We start from the raw sequence: 18,445 nt of genomic DNA, 5'->3' as shown, positions 1-18,445 counted from the left end.
ATTTTAGGTCAAGCTGGTATCAATTACCCGGCGCGGTGCATCCAGGTAGTCACGGGACTGCATTTCAATGAGGCGAGATACGGTTCTGGAGAATTCAGCGGTAATTTGGCCCTCGGTATACAAATCTGGGGCTGGCACCTCGGCAGACATAATCAGCTTGATCTTATGGTCGTATAAAACATCAATTAACCAGATAAAGCGCCGTGCCTCATTGGTCATTCTAGGAGGCATATAGGGGACTCCAGAGAGAATCACTGTATGAAACTGATTGGCGATCTCTAGATAGTCGTTTTGGGAGCGTGGTCCGCAGCACAAAGTCTGAAAATCAAACCAGACTACGCCATTGGCCATATGCAAAGGACGGAGTTCGCGAGATTCAATATGCAAAACCGGCATATTTGCTTCTTTTTGATTGCCAATTAATGTCTGAAACATTTGACCAAGCTTGGCTTGTGTTTCTGCGCTGGCAGGCGTGAGATATGCCTCGACCTGCGCCATCTGTACACGTCGGTAGTCATTACCTGCATCGACATTCAAGATATCTAGCTTTTCTTCCAATAATTTAATTGCCGGAATTAATCGATCGCGATGTAAGCCATTGGGATAAAGTTGATCTGGCCGATAGTTTGATGTCATCACAAATTGCACACGATCCTCAAATAGCGCACTGAGTAGGCGATACAAGATCATGGCATCGGCAATGTCATTGATATGAAACTCATCAAAGCAAATCAAGCGATAGCGATTGGAGATTCTTTTGGCCAACTCATTCAAGGGATCGGATAATCCAGAGAGCTCATGCAACTCGCGATGCACTTCACGCATGAACTCATGAAAATGAATACGAATCTTTTTCTCTAATGGCGAGGCTGCGTAAAAGCAGTCCATGATGAAAGATTTACCTCGACCCACTCCACCCCATAAATAAAGGCCTTGTGGTAAGTCGGGCTTAAAGATTGCTTTTTTGAAATTATTACTGCGAATCTCTTTATAAGAAATCCACTCATCCTCGCACTGCTGAAGACGCTCAACAGCACGGAGCTGCGCGGGATCGCTTTGATACCCGCGCGCTTTTAACTCTTGCTGGTAAAACTCAATGGTTTTCAATTACATATTTAATGCACGTTGATCCGTCGCCAATGCTGCTTCGCGCATCACCTCTGACAAGCTTGGATGCGGATGACAGATACGTGCAATATCTTCAGCTGCTGCCTTGAATTCCATTGCTACAGCTGCTTCAGCAATTAAATCGGAAGCATTTGGCCCAATGATGTGAACACCCAAGATTTCATCGGTCTTGGCATCAGACAATATTTTGACAAAACCATCTGCGCGACCCATACCTAAGGCACGGCCATTGGCCCCAAATGGGAATTGACCAGCCTTGTAGGCAATGCCAGCCTCTTTCAAGGCTTGCTCAGTCTTACCAACCCAAGCAATTTCAGGATCGGTATAGATCACCCAAGGAATACAGTTGTAATCAATATGCGGCTTTTGACCGGCAATCACTTCAGCAGCTAGCACACCCTCATCCTCTGCTTTATGAGCCAACATCGGGCCACGCACCACATCACCCACTGCGTAAACGCCTGGGGCTGCTGTCGCGCAAGTATGGTCATCAATTGGAATAAAGCCACGCTCATCCACCTTGAGGCCAATCTTATCCAAACCTAATTTATCGGTATTTGGAACGCGGCCAACGGACACAATCAAACGATCGCATTCCAATTTAGCTGCTTTACCAGCGCTATCGGTGTAATTAACTACAACACCCTTCTTGTCTGTTTTTACTTCGCCGATCTTCACACCCATATTGATGTTAAGACCTTGTTTCACAAAAAGCTTTTGCGCTTCTTTAGCAATGCCGATATCGCAAGCAGCTAAAAAAGATGGTAATGCCTCGAGCACAGTGACTTCAGAGCCAAGGCGGCGCCATACTGAGCCGAGCTCTAAACCAATGACACCAGCACCAATCACACCAAGCTTCTTAGGTACAGAATCAAACTTTAATGCACCTTCGTTATCGCAGACTAAGACATTGTCAACTGGCAGGCCTGGTAAATGACGTGCTTTAGAACCAGTTGCAATGATGACGTTCTTTGCACTCACAGTGGATTTATCTTTGCCATCAATCTTAATTTGATAGCCGTCAGCACTTTTACCTTCGAAAGATGCATGACCTTTTAGCAAGGTAATTTTGTTCTTACGGAAAAGGTACTGGATACCACCGGTCATCTTGGTAACTATGTCATCTTTACGGGCAACCATCTTCTTGGAATCAATGCTGACCGAGCCAACTTTGATACCATGATCAGCTGCATGATGACCAATCTTCTCAAACTCTTCGGAAGAAGCCAACAAGGCTTTAGAAGGAATGCAACCAACGTTTAAGCAAGTGCCGCCTAAGCGTGGCTCACCTTTAGGGTCATCGTAGCTATGTGATTCTGCGCAAGCGACTTTGAAGCCGAGTTGCGCTGCACGAATTGCGGCGATGTAGCCACCAGGGCCACCACCAATGACGAGTACATCAAAAGCTTGGCTCATGATCTTCCCTTCTTACAAATCAAGGAGAAGACGTGATGGATCTTCTAAAGCATCCTTCATCGCAACCAAGCCAAGCACAGCCTCACGACCATCAATAATGCGGTGGTCATAAGACAAGGCTAAATAGTTAATTGGACGAACTACTACTTGACCATTTTCAACCACTGCACGGTCCTTAGTAGCATGGATACCTAAAATGGCAGATTGTGGTGGGTTGATAATTGGTGTGGAGAGCATAGAACCAAATACACCACCGTTAGAGATGGAGAATGTGCCACCAGTCAATTCTTCAATCGACAACTTGCCTTCGCGGGCTTTAGCACCAAACTCAGCAATCTTCTTCTCGATATCAGCCAAATTCATTTGGTCAACATCGCGCAAAATTGGAACAACCAAGCCACGTGGTGAGCTCACTGCGATACCGATATCAAAGTAACCGTGGTAAACAATGTCGTTACCATCAACTGAAGCATTGAGTAATGGGAATTTCTTCAAAGCGTGTGTTGCAGCTTTTACAAAGAAAGACATGAAGCCCAACTTCACACCATGAACTTTTTCAAACTGATCTTTGTACTTATTACGCATTGCAATCACTGGAGCCATGTTGACTTCATTGAAGGTAGTCAATATGGCATTGTTTGCTTGTGACTCAAGCAAGCGCTCTGCAATACGCGCACGTAAGCGACTCATTGGAACGCGCTCTTCAGGGCGGTCACCCATCGGAATTGGGGCGCTTGGAATTGCGGCAGATTTTGTACCGCCAGCTGCAGCGCTTAAGGCATCACCCTTAGTAATACGACCATCGCGACCAGAGCCCGCAACCTGACCAGCGCTGATGTTGTTTTCAGCCAGGATTTTGGCAGCGGAAGGAGCGGCGGCGGCACTAGCTTTAGCAGCCGGAGCGGGAGTAGCTGCTGGAGCTGGTGCTTTTGCAGGGGCTGGAGCTGCGGCAGGCGCAGCAGCAGCTACTGCAGTGCTATCAATCTTGGCAATCAATTGCTCAGCAACAACGGTACCGCCATCGGCAATCACAATTTCAGTTAGAACGCCTGCTGAAGGGGCCGGCACTTCGAGAACAACTTTGTCAGTTTCAATTTCAATCAAGATTTCGTCTTGACCAACAGCGTCACCAATCTTCTTTTTCCATTGCAAGAGTGTTGCTTCAGCAACTGATTCAGAGAGTTGTGGAACTTTAACTTCAAAAATAGCCATGATTAATCCTGTTTATATATGTATGTTGAGTTATGACGTCGATTATTTTGTAATCACATAACCTTTTAGTTTGGCAAATGCCGCATTCAATAAAGACTTCTGCTGTTCTTGGTGAAGATGAGCATAACCACAAGCAGGTGAAGCTGATGCAGGTCGCCCTGCATACGCTAGCCTCATGCCGTCTGACATGTTTTCTAGAATGTTGTGCTGAACAAAGAACCAAGCGCCTTGGTTTTGTGGCTCGTCCTGACACCAAACAATCTCTTCGAGTTTTGGGTATTTCTTCAACTCAGAAGTCAATGCCTTGTGTGGGAATGGGTATAACTGCTCCAGACGAATAATGGCAGCGTCACCAATCTTCTTCTCGGTACGTTGTTTAACCAAGTCGTAATAAACCTTACCGGAACAAATAATCAAACGCGTTACTTGTTTAGCATCGAGCGTGTCGTCACGCTCACCAATAACGGTCTGGAATCCACCTTTGGTAAATTCTGACAAAGGAGATGCAGCCTCTTTATTACGGAGCAATGATTTCGGTGTCATCAAGATCAGCGGCTTGCGGAACTGACGAATCATTTGGCGACGTAACACATGGAAGATTTGCGAAGCGGTTGTTGGCTGAACAACTTGCATATTAGTATCAGCGCACAATTGCATGAAGCGCTCAAGACGAGCCGATGAATGCTCTGGTCCTTGCCCTTCATAACCATGCGGCAACATCATTACCAGGCCATTAGCACGACCCCACTTCACTTCGCCGGAGGCGATAAATTGGTCGATCACGACTTGTGCGCCATTAGCAAAGTCGCCAAACTGGGCTTCCCAGATTGTCAAAGTATTTGGCTCTGCTGAAGCGTAGCCATACTCAAAACCAAGCACAGCCTCTTCTGACAAGATTGAATCAATCACCAAAAATGGGGCTTGATCTTTAGCAATGTGCCGCAGCGGAATATAAACACCGGTATCCCACTTCTCACGATTTTGATTGTGCAAAACAGCATGTCGATGGGTAAAGGTGCCGCGGCCACTATCTTCACCAGATAGGCGAACTGGATAGCCACTCGCCACTAGGGATGCAAAAGCCATATGCTCGCCCATACCCCAGTCAATATTGGTTTCTCCACGACCCATGGCCGCACGATCATTCAATACTTTATCAACCAAGGGGTGAACCTTAAAGCCTTCACGAGCCGTAGACACACGCTCAGCCAATCGCTTCCATTCTGTCAATGGAATGGCAGTATCTGCTTCATCAGTCCACTTCTTGTTTAAGAAAGGAGACCAATCAACAGCAAACTTACCTTTGAAATTACTCAGTACTGGATCAGAGGTTTGCTTGCCAGCGTCCATCGCCGCACGATAATCCTTAACCATCTGATCACCGGTACCTGCAGGCAGAACACCTTGGGCTTCCAACTTATCTGCATACAGCTTGCGAGTACCAGGATGGGCCGCAATGATTTTGTACATCAGCGGCTGAGTCATTGCTGGCGTATCTTGCTCGTTATGGCCAAGCTTTCTGAAGCAGACGATATCAACCGCTACATCTTTATGGAACTGAGTACGGAACTCAATGGCTAATTGGGTTGCTAGAACAACTGCTTCAGGATCATCGCCATTCACATGCAGCACTGGAGCATCAATCACTTTCATAATGTCGGTACAGTACAAGCTGGAACGTAAGTCCCGTGGGTCAGAAGTTGTAAAACCAATTTGATTATTAATCACAATGTGCAGCGTGCCACCAGTTGAGTAGCCACGAACCTCAGCCATTGCTAAAGTTTCTTGCATCACTCCTTGACCAGCAATCGCAGCGTCGCCATGAACTAATACGGGCAATACCTGTTCACCTAGTTGATCTCCACGACGATCCATACGAGCGCGCGCAGAACCCTCTACTACGGGATTCACAATCTCAAGATGGGATGGGTTAAATGCTAAAGAGACATGTACTGGACCAGCAGGTGTTGAAATATCGCTAGAGAAACCTTGGTGATACTTTACGTCGCCGGCAGGCAAGGTCTCGGGACCTTTGTGCTCAAACTCAGCAAATAAGTCTTTTGGCATTTTGCCCAATGTATTGACCAAGACGTTGAGTCGACCGCGATGGGCCATGCCAATCACAATCTCTTGAACGCCTTTAGCGCCTGCCTCATGAATCACCTCATCCATGCAGGCAATAAAGCTATCACCACCCTCTAGGGAGAAGCGTTTTTGACCAACGTACTTAGCCTGCAGATAGCGCTCTAGGCCCTCAGCAGCTGTAACGCGATCTAAAATGTGGCGTTTTTTCTCTTGATTAAATTGGGGCTTTGAGCGAATCGACTCCAACTTCTCTTGCCACCACTTTTTAATCTTTTGATCGGTAATAAACATATATTCGGCACCAATCGTGCCGCAATAGGTTTCACGCAATGCTTGCAATAAATCACGCAAGGTCATTTCGGTTTTACCAAAGAAGGTATTGCTTGTATTGAAGACGATATCCATATCGCCATCAGTAAATCCATAGAAAGCCGGATCTAATTCAGGAATATCCTGGCGCTCAGTGCGCTTCAAAGGATCAATATTTGCCCAGCGATTGCCTACGTTACGATATGCGGCAATTAATTGCTGAACAGCAACGCGTTTACGTCCTAGCTCTGAGTCAGCTGAATCAGAAATCGTTCTGATAGGACCTTGCTTTGCGCGCTCTGCAAAAGAAGCAACAATAGGAGCGTGCGCAATATCGGCTCGAGAAGAACCATCCACAGCCGGGACTTGTTTTACGTTATCAAAATAAGCTCGCCAATGATCAGCTACAGAAGCAGGATCTTGCAAGTAGGATTCGTAGAGTTCCTCTACGTAGGGTGCGTTACCGCCAAAGAGATAAGAGTTATCTCTTGATTCCTGCATCATGATGCTCACCTTTCATCGGGTTTGCCGATTAAAAACTGTGGTTAAAACCATCCGTTACGCGGCTATACCGTTTCGCGAATTGATCTGTGCAAATACTGTTACTACATCAGTAATTTAACACGATTGACCACGGCTACATAAAGGGCTTTCCCTGATTTTTGAAAGTTTGAGCTTATTTCCCTCTTGGGATGAACTTAATAAGAACTTTCCTACCCTGCTTTCAAGATTTGCCGACAGATTCCCTAAGGTTTGATTTTTATTCTCTAAATCTTCAAATGAATTAATGAAATTAAGGGAAATATGAAAACCGTTACCCCAGATATGGAATATCTCAGCACCAGACAAAGCGCCAAGATTTTGCAGGTATCGCTTGGAACTGTGCAAAAAATGGTGGAATTAGGTGAGTTAATCGCCTGGAAGACCCGTGGCGGCCATAGAAGGATATTGGCAAGCTCTCTTGAACAACAACTTCAGCGCAGAAAACGGGCTATGCGACAAAAAACCAGCCAAAACTGCATTGCTATGGGGATATTCCGCCGAACTGAAAATAGCCAGGACCTGCTGGAGTCCATTCAAGATTGGCAATTAAAAGTGGAAATGGAGGTGGCCATTGATAGCCTAGAGGGTCTAATGAGGGCAGTCTCCATTGCGCCTGACTTAATCTTTTTGGATGCCCTCATCCCACCGGTAGAGCAGGTTCACTTAATCCATTATCTTAGTAAAAACAAGGACACACAGCATATTCCTATTCTAGTAGATGAAGGTTTTATTAAGCTTCATCCTGGTGTCGTGGCACTTGCAGATGAGAACAATGGCCATAGACCCCAGTTTACGGAGAACCTGGTTGAAGAGCTAGAAAATGGTCTGATTGAGCATAATCCCCTCATTATTGGATACCCAGCGACCAATATTGAAGAAGACCAATCCTGGCCCCAGGGCGGCCGACATGAGCTATTGGAACCAATCTTTATAGAGGCGCTAGCCAAAAAATGCACCTAAAAGGCTGCTAACGATAAAAAAGGCCGCTAGTGCGGCCTTTTTTAATATCAATCAAAGCAATAACTTAGATCAGGTAGTTGCCACGATCTTTGCCATCAATCCACTTAGGAGCCTTGCCACGACCTGTCCAGGTTTCCCCTGTTGAAGGATTGCGGTATTTAGGGGCAACCTTGCCGCCACTGCTCTTAACGCCCGCTTTACGGCTAAATAAATCAGAAGCACTTAAGCCATACTGTTCAATGATTGCCTTAGCCTTAACAATTCCATCGGCTTTTTCACGTGCAATCGCCTCTTTAATCTGTTTATCTAACTGCTCGCGCTGAGCCAATAAGTCTTTATAAGAAGACATCGATATTTTTCTCCGAATAATTGATTATTAAATAACTTAATTAAGCTATTTATTGCTTAATTATATATATAAATTAATTAGGGAGTAAATATATTATTAACCTTTAATTTAAAGGTCTAAAGGGTCTTAAATTACATTAATCGATATAATTATTATAAATATTAATATCGATAATAGAAAATCTACTCAAAATACTACCTTCTGAGGGTAAAAGTGCCACTGGCTTTAGCCGTAATCTCGCCTGAGCCATTTAAAACTACTGCTTCACAGTAATTGACAGTTTTGCCAGCCTTTAAGACGTTACCCTCCACTACGATCTTGCCAGTACTGGGTCGCAAGAAACTCGTGGTCATGTCAATCGTAATAACGCCTAGGGCATGCTTTGCTGCACTTCGTGCCGCTGCAGCCATCGCAAAATCCAGCAAAGTCATGATGAGGCCACCGTGGGCAACCTGAAAACTATTCGTAAATTCTGGTTTTAGCTCAAGACTAATGCGTGATTTACCATCCTGAGCATATTCTGGGACAACGCCCAAATGATCCAGAAAAGGAATATCTAAGCCAAAGAAACTGGTTCGCTCATGTATTTGAGGTGTGTGATTTGGTGTGCTCATCTTGGAATTAATTAAAACACTAAAGATTAGTGGTCGGGGCGAGAGGATTTGAACCTCCGACCACATGCACCCCATGCATGTACGCTACCAGGCTGCGCTACGCCCCGACAAGAGACAAAATTGTATCAGTAACTATTTAGACAGAATTTGCAGAACCGCTTGTAATTCATCGCGCAGGCGGAGCTCGCCGCGCACTTCATCAAGGCGATTTCTAGCGCCACTGATGGTAAAGCCCTCTTCATACAGAAGCGCTCTGATTTTACGAATCAACACCACTTCATGGTGCTGGTAGTAGCGGCGATTGCCACGACGTTTCTGAGGGCTAAGCTGCGTGAACTCCTGTTCCCAGTAACGCAATACGTGTGAACGTACGCCACATAGCTCAGCAACTTCACCAATTGTGAAATAGCGCTTTGCCGGTATTGGGGGAAGTTGAGAGCTCGGCAGTGCCGAGCTAGCATCAAACTCGGTTTTCTCGAGCATGTGACTCCACTACATCTTTAAGCTTTTGACTTGCATGAAAAGTAACTACACGTCTTGCCGCTATCGGAATCATTTGGCCTGTTTTGGGATTTCGGCCAGGACGAGCCGATTTATTGCGCAACTGAAAATTACCAAAGCCAGAAATCTTTACTTCAACACCAGACTCAAGAGATTGACCAATACGATCAAAGAAAGCATCAATCATGTCTTTTGCTTCACGCTTGTTTAAACCAACCTGGTCAAAGAGCGCTTCTGATAGCTCATTCTTAGTAACAGTATCGTTGTTCATTAATTCAGTCATTGCTAGTCTCTTCTGTAGCTTTTTGATATTTACCTAATACTAAACCTAGCGCAGACGGGCCGCGCACTTTTTTTCTACGGCGCCCAATAAAGCCGCCATAACTGCATCAATTTGAGGGTCTTGCAGGGTTTCCTGCGAATTTAAGAGAGTAACTCGGAAAGCCAAACTCTTCTCATCATCAGCCATGCTGCTAGAACCTGCCTTAGGCCTGAACTCATCAAAGAGCTCGATAGTACGGACAAAATTCTGCTTGCTTGCTGCCATGGCATCTAATAAAGATTGCGCAGAAACATTTTGTTTCACTACCAAAGCTAAGTCACGCTGTACAGCTGGAAACTTACTCAGCTCTTCTGGTTGCGGTAAACCCAAATCTCTAATGGCGTCTAAATCCAACTCAAAAAGAACGGGGGCCTGTGGCAACTCATAAGACTGTTGCAAACCGGGATGCAGTTCTCCTATCCAACCTACTGCAGTTTTTCCTACAGCTGTTTTTAAAAAGATTTGCGCTGAACGACCTGGATGCAATGCTGGGTGTTGTGCAGCCTCGGTAACAAAATGGAGTGGATCTAAAACTCGCTCGAGATCACCCTTCACATCAAAGAAATCAACCGCTCGATTAGCACTTGCCCACTGTTCTGGAACAAACGCACCATAAGCTAAGCCGCCCACTTTCTGGGGTTGATGAAAGCCCGCAACCTTACCAGGCTGCTCTTGCGCATTGGAATCGCGGTGAAACACACGGCCAGCTTCAAACAAACGTACACGCCCTGCGCCACGATTTAAATTGGCTTTGAGGTTGCTTAACAAACCACCCCATAAAGTGCTGCGCATGACGCCATATTGACTAGCAATTGGATTGAGAACGGCAATAACATCTTTCTGCGCAACACCAGTAAGGCGCTTTTCACTTTCAAGATCAGTGAATCCGAAATTGACCGCTTCTTGATAACCCTGGAGAGCAAAACGCTGACGCAACAAATGAATGCCACGCTTAGCTTCTGCCTTTGCACTCATTTTTAATGCTGCAACTGGAGGTATGTCAGGAATATTCTCAAAGCCATACATGCGTGCAACTTCTTCAATCAAGTCTTCTTCGATCTCAATATCAAAACGATAACTTGGTGGTGTTACAACAAAAACATCACCTTCTTGCTTGAATTCAAAACCAAGACGCTTAAATACATCAACAACAATGTCATTGCTCAATGGAATGCCAATCACCTTTTCAGCTCTAGCCAAACGTATTTTCACTGTCTTACGCTCTGGTACGTTTAAAACCTGGTCATCCACTGGACCTGCTTGACCACCACATACCTCAAGAATGAGTGAAGAAAGATACTCAAGGCAATTGACGGTATTTTGCGGATCGACGCCACGCTCAAAACGATGCGCTGCATCAGTGCTGAAATTAAAGCGACGGGCACGACCCTGAATGGCTGAAGGCAACCAATAAGCTGCCTCTACATAAATATTTTGAGTGTCATCAGAAACAGCACAGTGATTACCACCCATAATGCCTGCAAGGGCTACTGGACCAGATTGGTCAGCAACCACACCAGCATCCTGCATCTTCCCCGCAGAATCTGGGCCTTGCAAAGTCACTGTTTGGCCATTGAGTAACTCCAGAGTTTCCCCTGCTTTAGCCCAACGAACGGCGATATCGCCATTCAATTTATCAATGTCAAATACGTGGGTAGGCTGACCCATCTCTAACATCACATAGTTAGACAGGTCTACTAATGGAGAAATACTTCTTTGGCCAGCATGACATAGACGCTGAATAATCCAATCAGGTGTTTTTGCCTGTGGATTAACGCCACGAATCACGCGGCCTGCAAAACGGCCGCAGAGTTCTTTACTCTCTACTGTGACTTTACGTTTGTCTTGTATAGATACTGCTGGTGGATTCCATTTGGGAGCACAAAGTGCAGCTCCAGTAATTGCTGAGACTTCTCTTGCCATTCCTATCAGAGAGAGGCAATCCGCTTTATTAGGGGTTAACTTAATCACAAATATTTGATCGTCTAGATCAAGGTACTCACGAATATCTTTACCTACTGGTGCATCAACTGGCAGTTCTAAGATGCCTTCGTAATCATCACCAAGACCAAGTTCGCGACCAGAGCACAACATGCCTTGGCTTTCTACGCCACGCAGCTTACCTACTTTGATCATGAATGGCTTACCACCTGCTTCTGCTGGTGGCAGTTCAGCACCAACTAGGGCGCAAGGAATTTTGATACCAGCACGCGCATTCGGTGCCCCACAAACGATTTGCAATTCTTGGCCAGTACCAGCATCCACTTTGCAAACACGCAAACGATCGGCATCGGGATGTTGCTCGGCAGAAAGAATCTGCGCCACTACGATCATAGTAAAGGCAGGCGCAACTGAATGCTGCTCCTCAACCTCCAAACCAGCCATCGTCATTGCATGACCCAGTGCATCGCTATCTAGCGATGGGTTCACATACTGACGGAGCCAAGATTCAGAAAATTGCATAGCGCGATCTAAGATTTAAAAATATTGTTATGCAGGGAACTGCGCTAAGAAACGCAAATCGTTTTCAAAGAAAAGTCGTAAATCATCAACACCGTAACGCAACATGGTTAAGCGCTCTAAACCAGAGCCAAAGGCAAATCCGGTATAGCGCTCTGGGTCAATCCCCATATTGCGCAATACGTTTGGATGAACTTGCCCTGCTCCAGAGATTTCTAACCAGCGACCAGCAAGCTTACCGCTGCCAAAGGCCATATCAATCTCAGCAGAAGGCTCAGTGAACGGAAAATAGGATGGACGGAAACGCACTTGCAGCTCATTTGTTTCAAAGAAAGTTCTTAAGAAATCGGTATACACACCCTTCAGATCAGCAAATGAAACACTCTCTGCAATCCACAAACCTTCAACTTGATGGAACATAGGTGAATGGGTAGCATCACTATCAACGCGATACGTTCTACCGGGTGCAATGACCTTAATTGGGGGCATTACATCAGCGTTGGCATATTTCTTGACATGCTCACTTGCATACCGAACCTGGATCGGACTGGTATGCGTGCGCAATAACAAAGGCTTCTCATTGGAATCTTTGCCATCGATATAAAAAGTATCCTGCATCGAGCGCGCAGGATGATTCTCAGGACTATTTAAGGCAGTGAAATTAAACCAATCGGTTTCAATTTCAGGGCCATCAGCTACATCAAAACCAATTGAGCGGAAGATCTCTTCAACACGCTCCCAAGTACGCATCACAGGATGCAAGCTACCTACCGCTTGACCACGGCCAGGCATAGAAACGTCGATTGACTCCGCCGCAAGACGTTGCATTAATACGGCATCAGCCAAAGCTTGGCGACGCTCTTGTAATGCAGCTTCTACTTGGGTTTTGATTTGATTTATTTGGGCGCCAGCACTCTTGCGCTCCTCAGGCGACATTCCACCAAGCGCTTTTAAACGCTCAGTGAGAACACCTGACTTACCGAGATACTTGGCTTTCGCGTCCTCCAGAGCCGCCGCATCGGCAGCTCCGAGGAAATCACGTTTAGCATCCTCGACAATTTGGTCGAGAGAAACCATTGCAGCTTAGTTTTTTAGAAACTAAGAATTAAGCTGCAGCGTTTACTACGGATTTGATCCGAGTAACCAAAGCGGCAAAAGCCGGTTTGTCAGCAATGGCCATATCAGAAAGAACTTTACGATCGAGATCGATAGATGCTTTCTTCATACCATTCATGAATACGCTATAGGTCATGTCATGCTCACGTACAGCCGCGTTGATACGAGCAATCCACAAAGCGCGGAATACACGTTTCTTATTGCGACGGTCACGATATGCATATTGACCAGCACGCATAACCGCTTGCTTAGCAATACGGAATACGTTTTTACGACGACCGCGGTAACCTGTTGCGGCATCAGTGATTTTTTTATGACGGGCTCTCGCTGTAACCCCACGTTTGACTCTTGGCATTGAATTCTCCTAATCTAGTCTGAGGTTAAGCGTAAGGAAGCATGGAGCGAATTGACTTAACGTCAGCTTTCGCAACTTCAGTGGAACCACGCAAATGACGCTTGTTCTTTGTGGTCTTCTTGGTGAGGATGTGGCGTTTGAAAGCCTGACCTCGTTTAATCGTTCCGCCTGCGCGAACCGTGAAGCGCTTCTTAGCGCTACTCTTGCTCTTCATCTTGGGCATAAAGCACCCCTTCATTTACTTGTGCAACATAGGTGGTAACCGACGGTTACTCTTCCTGTACCCAGAAGCACTTCAAACTGCCAGCACTTTTCAGTGCCTCCCTACATAAGAACCAGGTAGAACCTAGTTACTTAGCCTTACGAATGGGGGCCAATACCATCACCATCTGGCGGCCTTCCATTTTTGGAAACTGTTCAACTTGGCCATGCTCTTGCAAATCCAACTTCAAACGTTCCAACATTCTTGCTCCGATTTCTTGGTGAGCCATTTCACGACCCCGAAACCGCAACGTAATCTTTGTCTTATCGCCATCTTCCAAAAAGCGGATTAGATTGCGTAGCTTTACACCATAGTCACCATCATCTGTGCCGGGACGAAATTTCACTTCCTTCACCTGAATCACTTTTTGCTTCAGCTTGGCTTCATGCTGACGCTTGGCTTCTTGGTATTTGAATTTGCCAAAGTCCATGATACGGACTACAGGTGGTTCAGCTGTCGGAGCAATTTCAACCAGATCGGTCTCTTTCTCTTCTGCTGCAGCCAAGGCTTCACTCAACTTAACTACACCGATGGGCTCTCCATCAATTCCAATCAAACGCACTTCAGGAGCAGTAATTTCCCGGTTAATGCGCTGCAATTTTTCAGTAGCGATCTTCTTAATTCCTTTAAAAAAACAATAAAAACCGCTCTACCCCTAGCTAGGCTCGGGTCCGACTTTCTGGGATATATCCTGCTGGAGTCGGGCAACGAAGGCATCAAGAGGCATAACGCCTAAATCCACTCCGCCACGGGCACGAACGGCCACCGTATTACTTTCAGACTCTTTATCGCCTACAACTAGCAAAAATGGGATCTTCTGTAATGCGTGCTCTCGAATTTTATACGTAATTTTCTCATTCCGCAAATCGGATTCGACTCTAAACCCTTGTTTTTTCAGCGATTGCTGCACTTGTTGTGCATATGCAGCAGAATTTCCAGAGATATTGAGGACCACTGCCTGGGTAGGAGCAAGCCAAACTGGCATGTTTCCAGCGTGATTTTCGATCAAAATGCCGATAAAACGTTCTAAAGAGCCCACAATTGCCCTGTGGAGCATGACCGGGGTCTTACGACTATTGTCCTCAGCCACATATTCAGCACCTAAGCGGGCCGGCATCGAGAAATCCACCTGAATCGTGCCACACTGCCAAGTACGCCCAATGGAGTCTTTCAGGTGATATTCGATCTTAGGGCCATAAAAAGCACCCTCGCCTAGCAATTCTTCCCATTCTTGGCCGGAAGCCTTCAAAGCACCTCGAAGAGCCTCTTCCGCTTTATCCCAAATCGCATCGTCACCAACGCGTTTTGCAGGACGTAAGGCAAGCTTCACAGCAACTTCAGTAAAGCCAAAATCTTGGTATACGGCGCGGACCGCTTTATCAAAGTTGGCTACTTCAGACTGAATCTGATCTTCAGTACAGAAAATATGTCCATCATCTTGTGTAAAACCTCGCACGCGCATTAAGCCATGTAATGCACCAGATGGTTCGTTACGGTGACATTGCCCAAACTCACCGAAGCGTAATGGCAACTCACGATAACTATGCAAACCAGAGTTATAAATCTGTACGTGTCCAGGACAGTTCATCGGCTTTAATGCGTATGCACGATTCTCCGACTCAGTCGTGAACATGTTTTCTTTGTAGTTTTCCCAGTGGCCGGACTTTTCCCAAAGTGCGCGATCCAAAATTTGGGGAGCTTTGACCTCTTGATAGCCTTCTTGCTGATACACGCGACGCATGTATTGCTCAACCTCCTGCCAAATCGACCATCCTTTTGGATGCCAGAAAATCAAGCCAGGCGCTTCTTCCTGAAAATGGAATAAATCAAGTTGCTTACCTAAGCGACGATGATCGCGCTTCTCAGACTCCTCAAGCATGTGCAAATAGGCATCTTGATCTTCTTTATGTAACCAAGCCGTACCGTAAATACGCTGCAACATCTCATTCTTGCTATCGCCACGCCAGTAAGCACCAGCAAGCTTCATCAGCTTAAATACTTTGAGCTTACCGGTAGAAGGTACGTGGGGGCCACGACATAAATCAGTGAATTTGCCTTCTGCATATAAAGACACATCCTCACCCTGCGGAATAGCAGCAATCAATTCTGCTTTGTACTTCTCGCCCTGATCTTTAAAAAATTGAACAGCTTGATCACGTGGCATCACGGTACGAACGACTGGCTCATCTTTTTTAGCGAGCTCAGTCATTTTCTTTTCAAGGGCGACCAAGTCATCTGGCGTGAATGGACGGTGATAGGAGAAGTCGTAGTAAAAGCCATTCTCGACTACTGGACCAATGGTGACTTGTGCTTCTGGAAATAATTCTTTGACAGCGTATGCTAATAAATGCGCTGTAGAGTGACGCACGATCTCGAGCGCCTCAGGACTCTTGTCAGTAATGATGGCGAGTTGACTATCTTTGTCGATGACAAAACTGGTATCAACCATCTTGCCATCAACAATGCCACCTAGGGCTGCTTTAGCAAGGCCACTACCAATACTTTGAGCAACATCCGCTACGCGAACTGGGGCCTCAAACTCACGTTTTGATCCATCGGGCAGAGTAACTACAAGCATGATGACTCCATCTTATTTACTGAACTTCCGTTTTACTACTATGACCTAAAAATAAAGCGCGGCAGCTTATGGGCATCCGCGCCTTGGGTTTCCCCATTGGGTCTTATTCGTTGGTAGGCTCGATTGGACTCGAACCAACGACCCCCACCATGTCAAGGTGGTGCTCTAACCAGCTGAGCTACGAGCCTATACAGCCATAGAGTTTATCACCGGCGGCGTACTTGGGTGACCCCTTTAACCTCTTCTAGGCTATTTTGAACAAGGCGCAATACTTCAGAATCCTTCACTTCAACTGTTAAAAGGATCTGAGCGAGGCCCTTTTTAGCGGATTTACGGAGATCAATGACATGCACCCCCTGCCGCGTCAGAATTTCAAAGAGTTCGCGCATGAGATCTTGTCGATCTAGGCCAGTCACCACCAAATCAGCCGGAAACACCCGCTTTTGATCATTGTCTGCGGCTAAGTTGGCATTAGCAGTCCACGCAGTTTGAATCACTCTTTCTGGAGCTCTCTCCAAAAGACCTCTAAAAGTCTTGCAAGAGCGTCGATGAATCGAGACTCCTCTACCTTGCGTCACAAAGCCTGCGATTGAATCTGGAGGTACGGGTCGGCAACAACGTGCCAACTGCGTCAACAAAGAATCTACGCCAACTACTAAGACATCGCCACTTTGTCCACTCTTGCGAGTGCTATTGCGGAGAACAATTTCTGGTACGGGAGCTTTTTCTTCGGTACTGACCTCTGTTTTATTCTCTACAGGTTTTGCGGCAAGCCCTGCCTCCTCGTCATCAAGTGCATTGAACCAAGCGCGCACTCTAGATCTCGCTCTGTGTGAGCGTAAGTAGTTCTTATCAGGACTAATCCAATCTCGTGAAGGGCCACCATGCTTTACGGCAATGATCTCAATAGTCTGACCATTTTGTAATGAAGTCTCCAAAGGCACCATCGAACCATCTACTCGCGCACCTCTACAACGATGCCCGAGGCTGGTATGCACTGCATAGGCAAAGTCAACTGGAGTTGAGCCCTTCTCTAGTGAAATCACCTTACCCAGTGGTGTAAGTACATAGATGTGATCATCGATCTCATGATGCTTAAGCTGCTCCCAAGCATCTTCCTTCCAGGAAATCAGTTGTCGTGCCCAAGCAATCTGCCGTTCATAAGCAACCTCAGCACTATGTGTACCTTGCTGATGGGCAGAGCTAGGTTTAGTCGTTTTGGTGGGGTTGGGTGGTGTAGCCATTCCAATATAGGCGCCCTCTTTGTAGCGCCAATGCGCTGCTAAACCATATTCAGCCTGTTGATGCATTTCTTGTGTACGCACCTGAATTTCAAAAGCTGTGCCGTCTTCATTCATCACCACGGTGTGCAGTGATTGATAGCCGTTAGGCTTAGGGCGCGCAATGTAGTCATCAAACTCACGTGGCACTGGTTGCCATACGTTATGGACGATACCTAAGACTGCATAGCAAGATTTGACATCTGCCACTAGAACACGAAACGCCCTCACATCATAAAGATCAGCAAAGTCGAGTGACTTGCCTTGCATCTTTTTCCAGATGCTATAGATATGTTTTGGTCTACCTAGAACCTCACCATCAATCTGCGCCGTCTTCAGCTCGTCTTGAAGCTGCAAAACAATACGATCAATAAATGATTGACGCTCAATTCGTTTGGCATCTAGCATTTTGGCGATATCACGATAAGTATCTGGCGACATAGCTCTAAATGCCAAGTCCTCCATCTCCCACTTCATCTGCCAGATACCCAGGCGATTTGCCAAGGAAGCATCAATATTAAGAATCTCTTGCGCCCAAGCTGCAGGCATGGTCATTTTTTCATGCGCAACCCAACGTAGGGTTTGTAGACGCGAAGCAAGATAGATCAAGACAACCCGCAAATCATCACCAAATGCCAAAAGCATCTTGCGTAACATCTCTTCTTGGCCGGTAACACTTAATCCACCATCATCACGAACGAGCTTTCCCTGAGCCTGGCGTAAGCCTCGATAACCAATTAAGAGCTTTGCAGGTTCTTCGCCAATGAATTTACTGAGAGCATCTTTGCCATGCGTGCGAGCAATATTGCTTGCAGCCGTTAATGTGGCGTCATCCAAGTTAAGTGTTTGGAGTATTTGTAAAACGCCAGCAGCATGAGATTCTGCTGGCTCGCCATACCAAGCATCTGTGAATAATGCATTTGCAGATTTGTTAGAAGCATTTGCCATTGGCAAC

16 protein-coding genes and 2 tRNA genes are annotated in these 18,445 nt (G+C 46.1%); 1 reads left to right on the top strand and 17 read right to left on the bottom strand.

Annotation, left to right across the window (positions count from 1 at the left end):
* Positions 1-3: 3 nt before the first annotated feature.
* The 4 genes from zapE to ICN17_RS07845 are packed head-to-tail and all read right to left on the bottom strand — an operon-like array spanning position 4 to position 6,654.
* The gene (gene zapE / locus ICN17_RS07860; protein WP_216236952.1) at positions 4-1,107 is read right to left on the bottom strand and encodes a cell division protein ZapE; all 1,104 of its coding nucleotides are present in this window, start codon (positions 1,105-1,107) and stop codon (positions 4-6) included.
* The gene (gene lpdA, locus ICN17_RS07855; protein WP_216236951.1) at positions 1,108-2,544 is read right to left on the bottom strand and encodes a dihydrolipoyl dehydrogenase; all 1,437 of its coding nucleotides are present in this window, start codon (positions 2,542-2,544) and stop codon (positions 1,108-1,110) included.
* 12 nt (positions 2,545-2,556) lie between these two features.
* On the bottom strand, positions 2,557-3,756 hold the full coding sequence (gene odhB / locus ICN17_RS07850) for a 2-oxoglutarate dehydrogenase complex dihydrolipoyllysine-residue succinyltransferase (protein WP_216236950.1): 1,200 nt from the start codon (positions 3,754-3,756) through the stop codon (positions 2,557-2,559).
* Between the two features lie 42 nt (positions 3,757-3,798).
* Entirely contained in the window at positions 3,799-6,654 is a 2,856-nt protein-coding gene (locus tag ICN17_RS07845; RefSeq protein ID WP_216236949.1) for a 2-oxoglutarate dehydrogenase E1 component, read from the bottom strand.
* A gap of 300 nt (positions 6,655-6,954) precedes the next feature.
* On the opposite strand from ICN17_RS07845, the gene ICN17_RS07840 reads away from it, so the two are divergent.
* Positions 6,955-7,653 carry a helix-turn-helix domain-containing protein gene (locus ICN17_RS07840; RefSeq protein ID WP_216236948.1) on the top strand — a complete coding sequence of 233 codons (699 nt, stop codon included), beginning with the start codon at positions 6,955-6,957 and terminating at the stop codon, positions 7,651-7,653.
* Between the two features lie 64 nt (positions 7,654-7,717).
* On the opposite strand, the gene ICN17_RS07835 is transcribed toward ICN17_RS07840, so the two are convergent.
* The 13 genes from ICN17_RS07835 to ICN17_RS07775 all read right to left on the bottom strand — a co-directional run bounded on the left by ICN17_RS07835 (position 7,718) and on the right by ICN17_RS07775 (position 18,438).
* Positions 7,718-8,002, bottom strand: a complete 285-nt coding sequence (locus ICN17_RS07835) for an H-NS family nucleoid-associated regulatory protein (protein WP_216236947.1) — start codon at positions 8,000-8,002, stop codon at positions 7,718-7,720.
* Between the two features lie 194 nt (positions 8,003-8,196).
* Positions 8,197-8,616, bottom strand: coding sequence for a PaaI family thioesterase (locus ICN17_RS07830; protein ID WP_216236946.1), 420 nt, complete (start codon positions 8,614-8,616; stop codon positions 8,197-8,199).
* 30 nt (positions 8,617-8,646) lie between these two features.
* Positions 8,647-8,723: transfer RNA gene (locus ICN17_RS07825), tRNA-Pro, on the bottom strand.
* Between the two features lie 25 nt (positions 8,724-8,748).
* Positions 8,749-9,099 carry a MerR family transcriptional regulator gene (locus tag ICN17_RS07820; RefSeq protein ID WP_087909883.1) on the bottom strand — a complete coding sequence of 117 codons (351 nt, stop codon included), beginning with the start codon at positions 9,097-9,099 and terminating at the stop codon, positions 8,749-8,751.
* Positions 9,077-9,400, bottom strand: coding sequence for an integration host factor subunit alpha (locus tag ICN17_RS07815; protein ID WP_087909882.1), 324 nt, complete (start codon positions 9,398-9,400; stop codon positions 9,077-9,079). Before ICN17_RS07815 ends, ICN17_RS07820 begins: the two co-directional genes overlap by 23 nt.
* A 45-nt stretch (positions 9,401-9,445) precedes the next feature.
* Complete coding sequence (gene pheT, locus ICN17_RS07810) at positions 9,446-11,902, bottom strand: phenylalanine--tRNA ligase subunit beta (RefSeq protein ID WP_216236945.1); 2,457 nt, start codon at positions 11,900-11,902, stop codon at positions 9,446-9,448.
* A 27-nt stretch (positions 11,903-11,929) separates the two neighbouring features.
* Complete coding sequence (gene pheS, locus ICN17_RS07805) at positions 11,930-12,976, bottom strand: phenylalanine--tRNA ligase subunit alpha (protein WP_216236944.1); 1,047 nt, start codon at positions 12,974-12,976, stop codon at positions 11,930-11,932.
* Positions 12,977-13,004: 28 nt separating this feature from the next.
* On the bottom strand, positions 13,005-13,370 hold the full coding sequence (gene rplT / locus ICN17_RS07800; RefSeq protein ID WP_028818624.1) for a 50S ribosomal protein L20: 366 nt from the start codon (positions 13,368-13,370) through the stop codon (positions 13,005-13,007).
* 25 nt (positions 13,371-13,395) lie between these two features.
* Complete coding sequence (rpmI, locus tag ICN17_RS07795; protein ID WP_011902674.1) at positions 13,396-13,593, bottom strand: 50S ribosomal protein L35; 198 nt, start codon at positions 13,591-13,593, stop codon at positions 13,396-13,398.
* A gap of 127 nt (positions 13,594-13,720) precedes the next feature.
* Complete coding sequence (gene infC, locus ICN17_RS07790; RefSeq protein WP_201721516.1) at positions 13,721-14,245, bottom strand: translation initiation factor IF-3; 525 nt, start codon at positions 14,243-14,245, stop codon at positions 13,721-13,723.
* A gap of 42 nt (positions 14,246-14,287) precedes the next feature.
* Entirely contained in the window at positions 14,288-16,210 is a 1,923-nt protein-coding gene (gene thrS, locus ICN17_RS07785) for a threonine--tRNA ligase (RefSeq protein ID WP_216236943.1), read from the bottom strand.
* 111 nt (positions 16,211-16,321) lie between these two features.
* Positions 16,322-16,398 (bottom strand) — tRNA-Val (locus ICN17_RS07780).
* A gap of 18 nt (positions 16,399-16,416) precedes the next feature.
* On the bottom strand, positions 16,417-18,438 hold the full coding sequence (locus ICN17_RS07775) for a bifunctional (p)ppGpp synthetase/guanosine-3',5'-bis(diphosphate) 3'-pyrophosphohydrolase (protein ID WP_216236942.1): 2,022 nt from the start codon (positions 18,436-18,438) through the stop codon (positions 16,417-16,419).
* Between the last annotated feature and the right edge of the window lie 7 nt (positions 18,439-18,445).

It is taken from the genome of Polynucleobacter sp. 73C-SIWE, assembly GCF_018882465.1.
Classification (GTDB): Bacteria; Pseudomonadota; Gammaproteobacteria; order Burkholderiales; family Burkholderiaceae; genus Polynucleobacter.
This window is presented reverse-complemented; position numbering and strand designations above follow the sequence as displayed.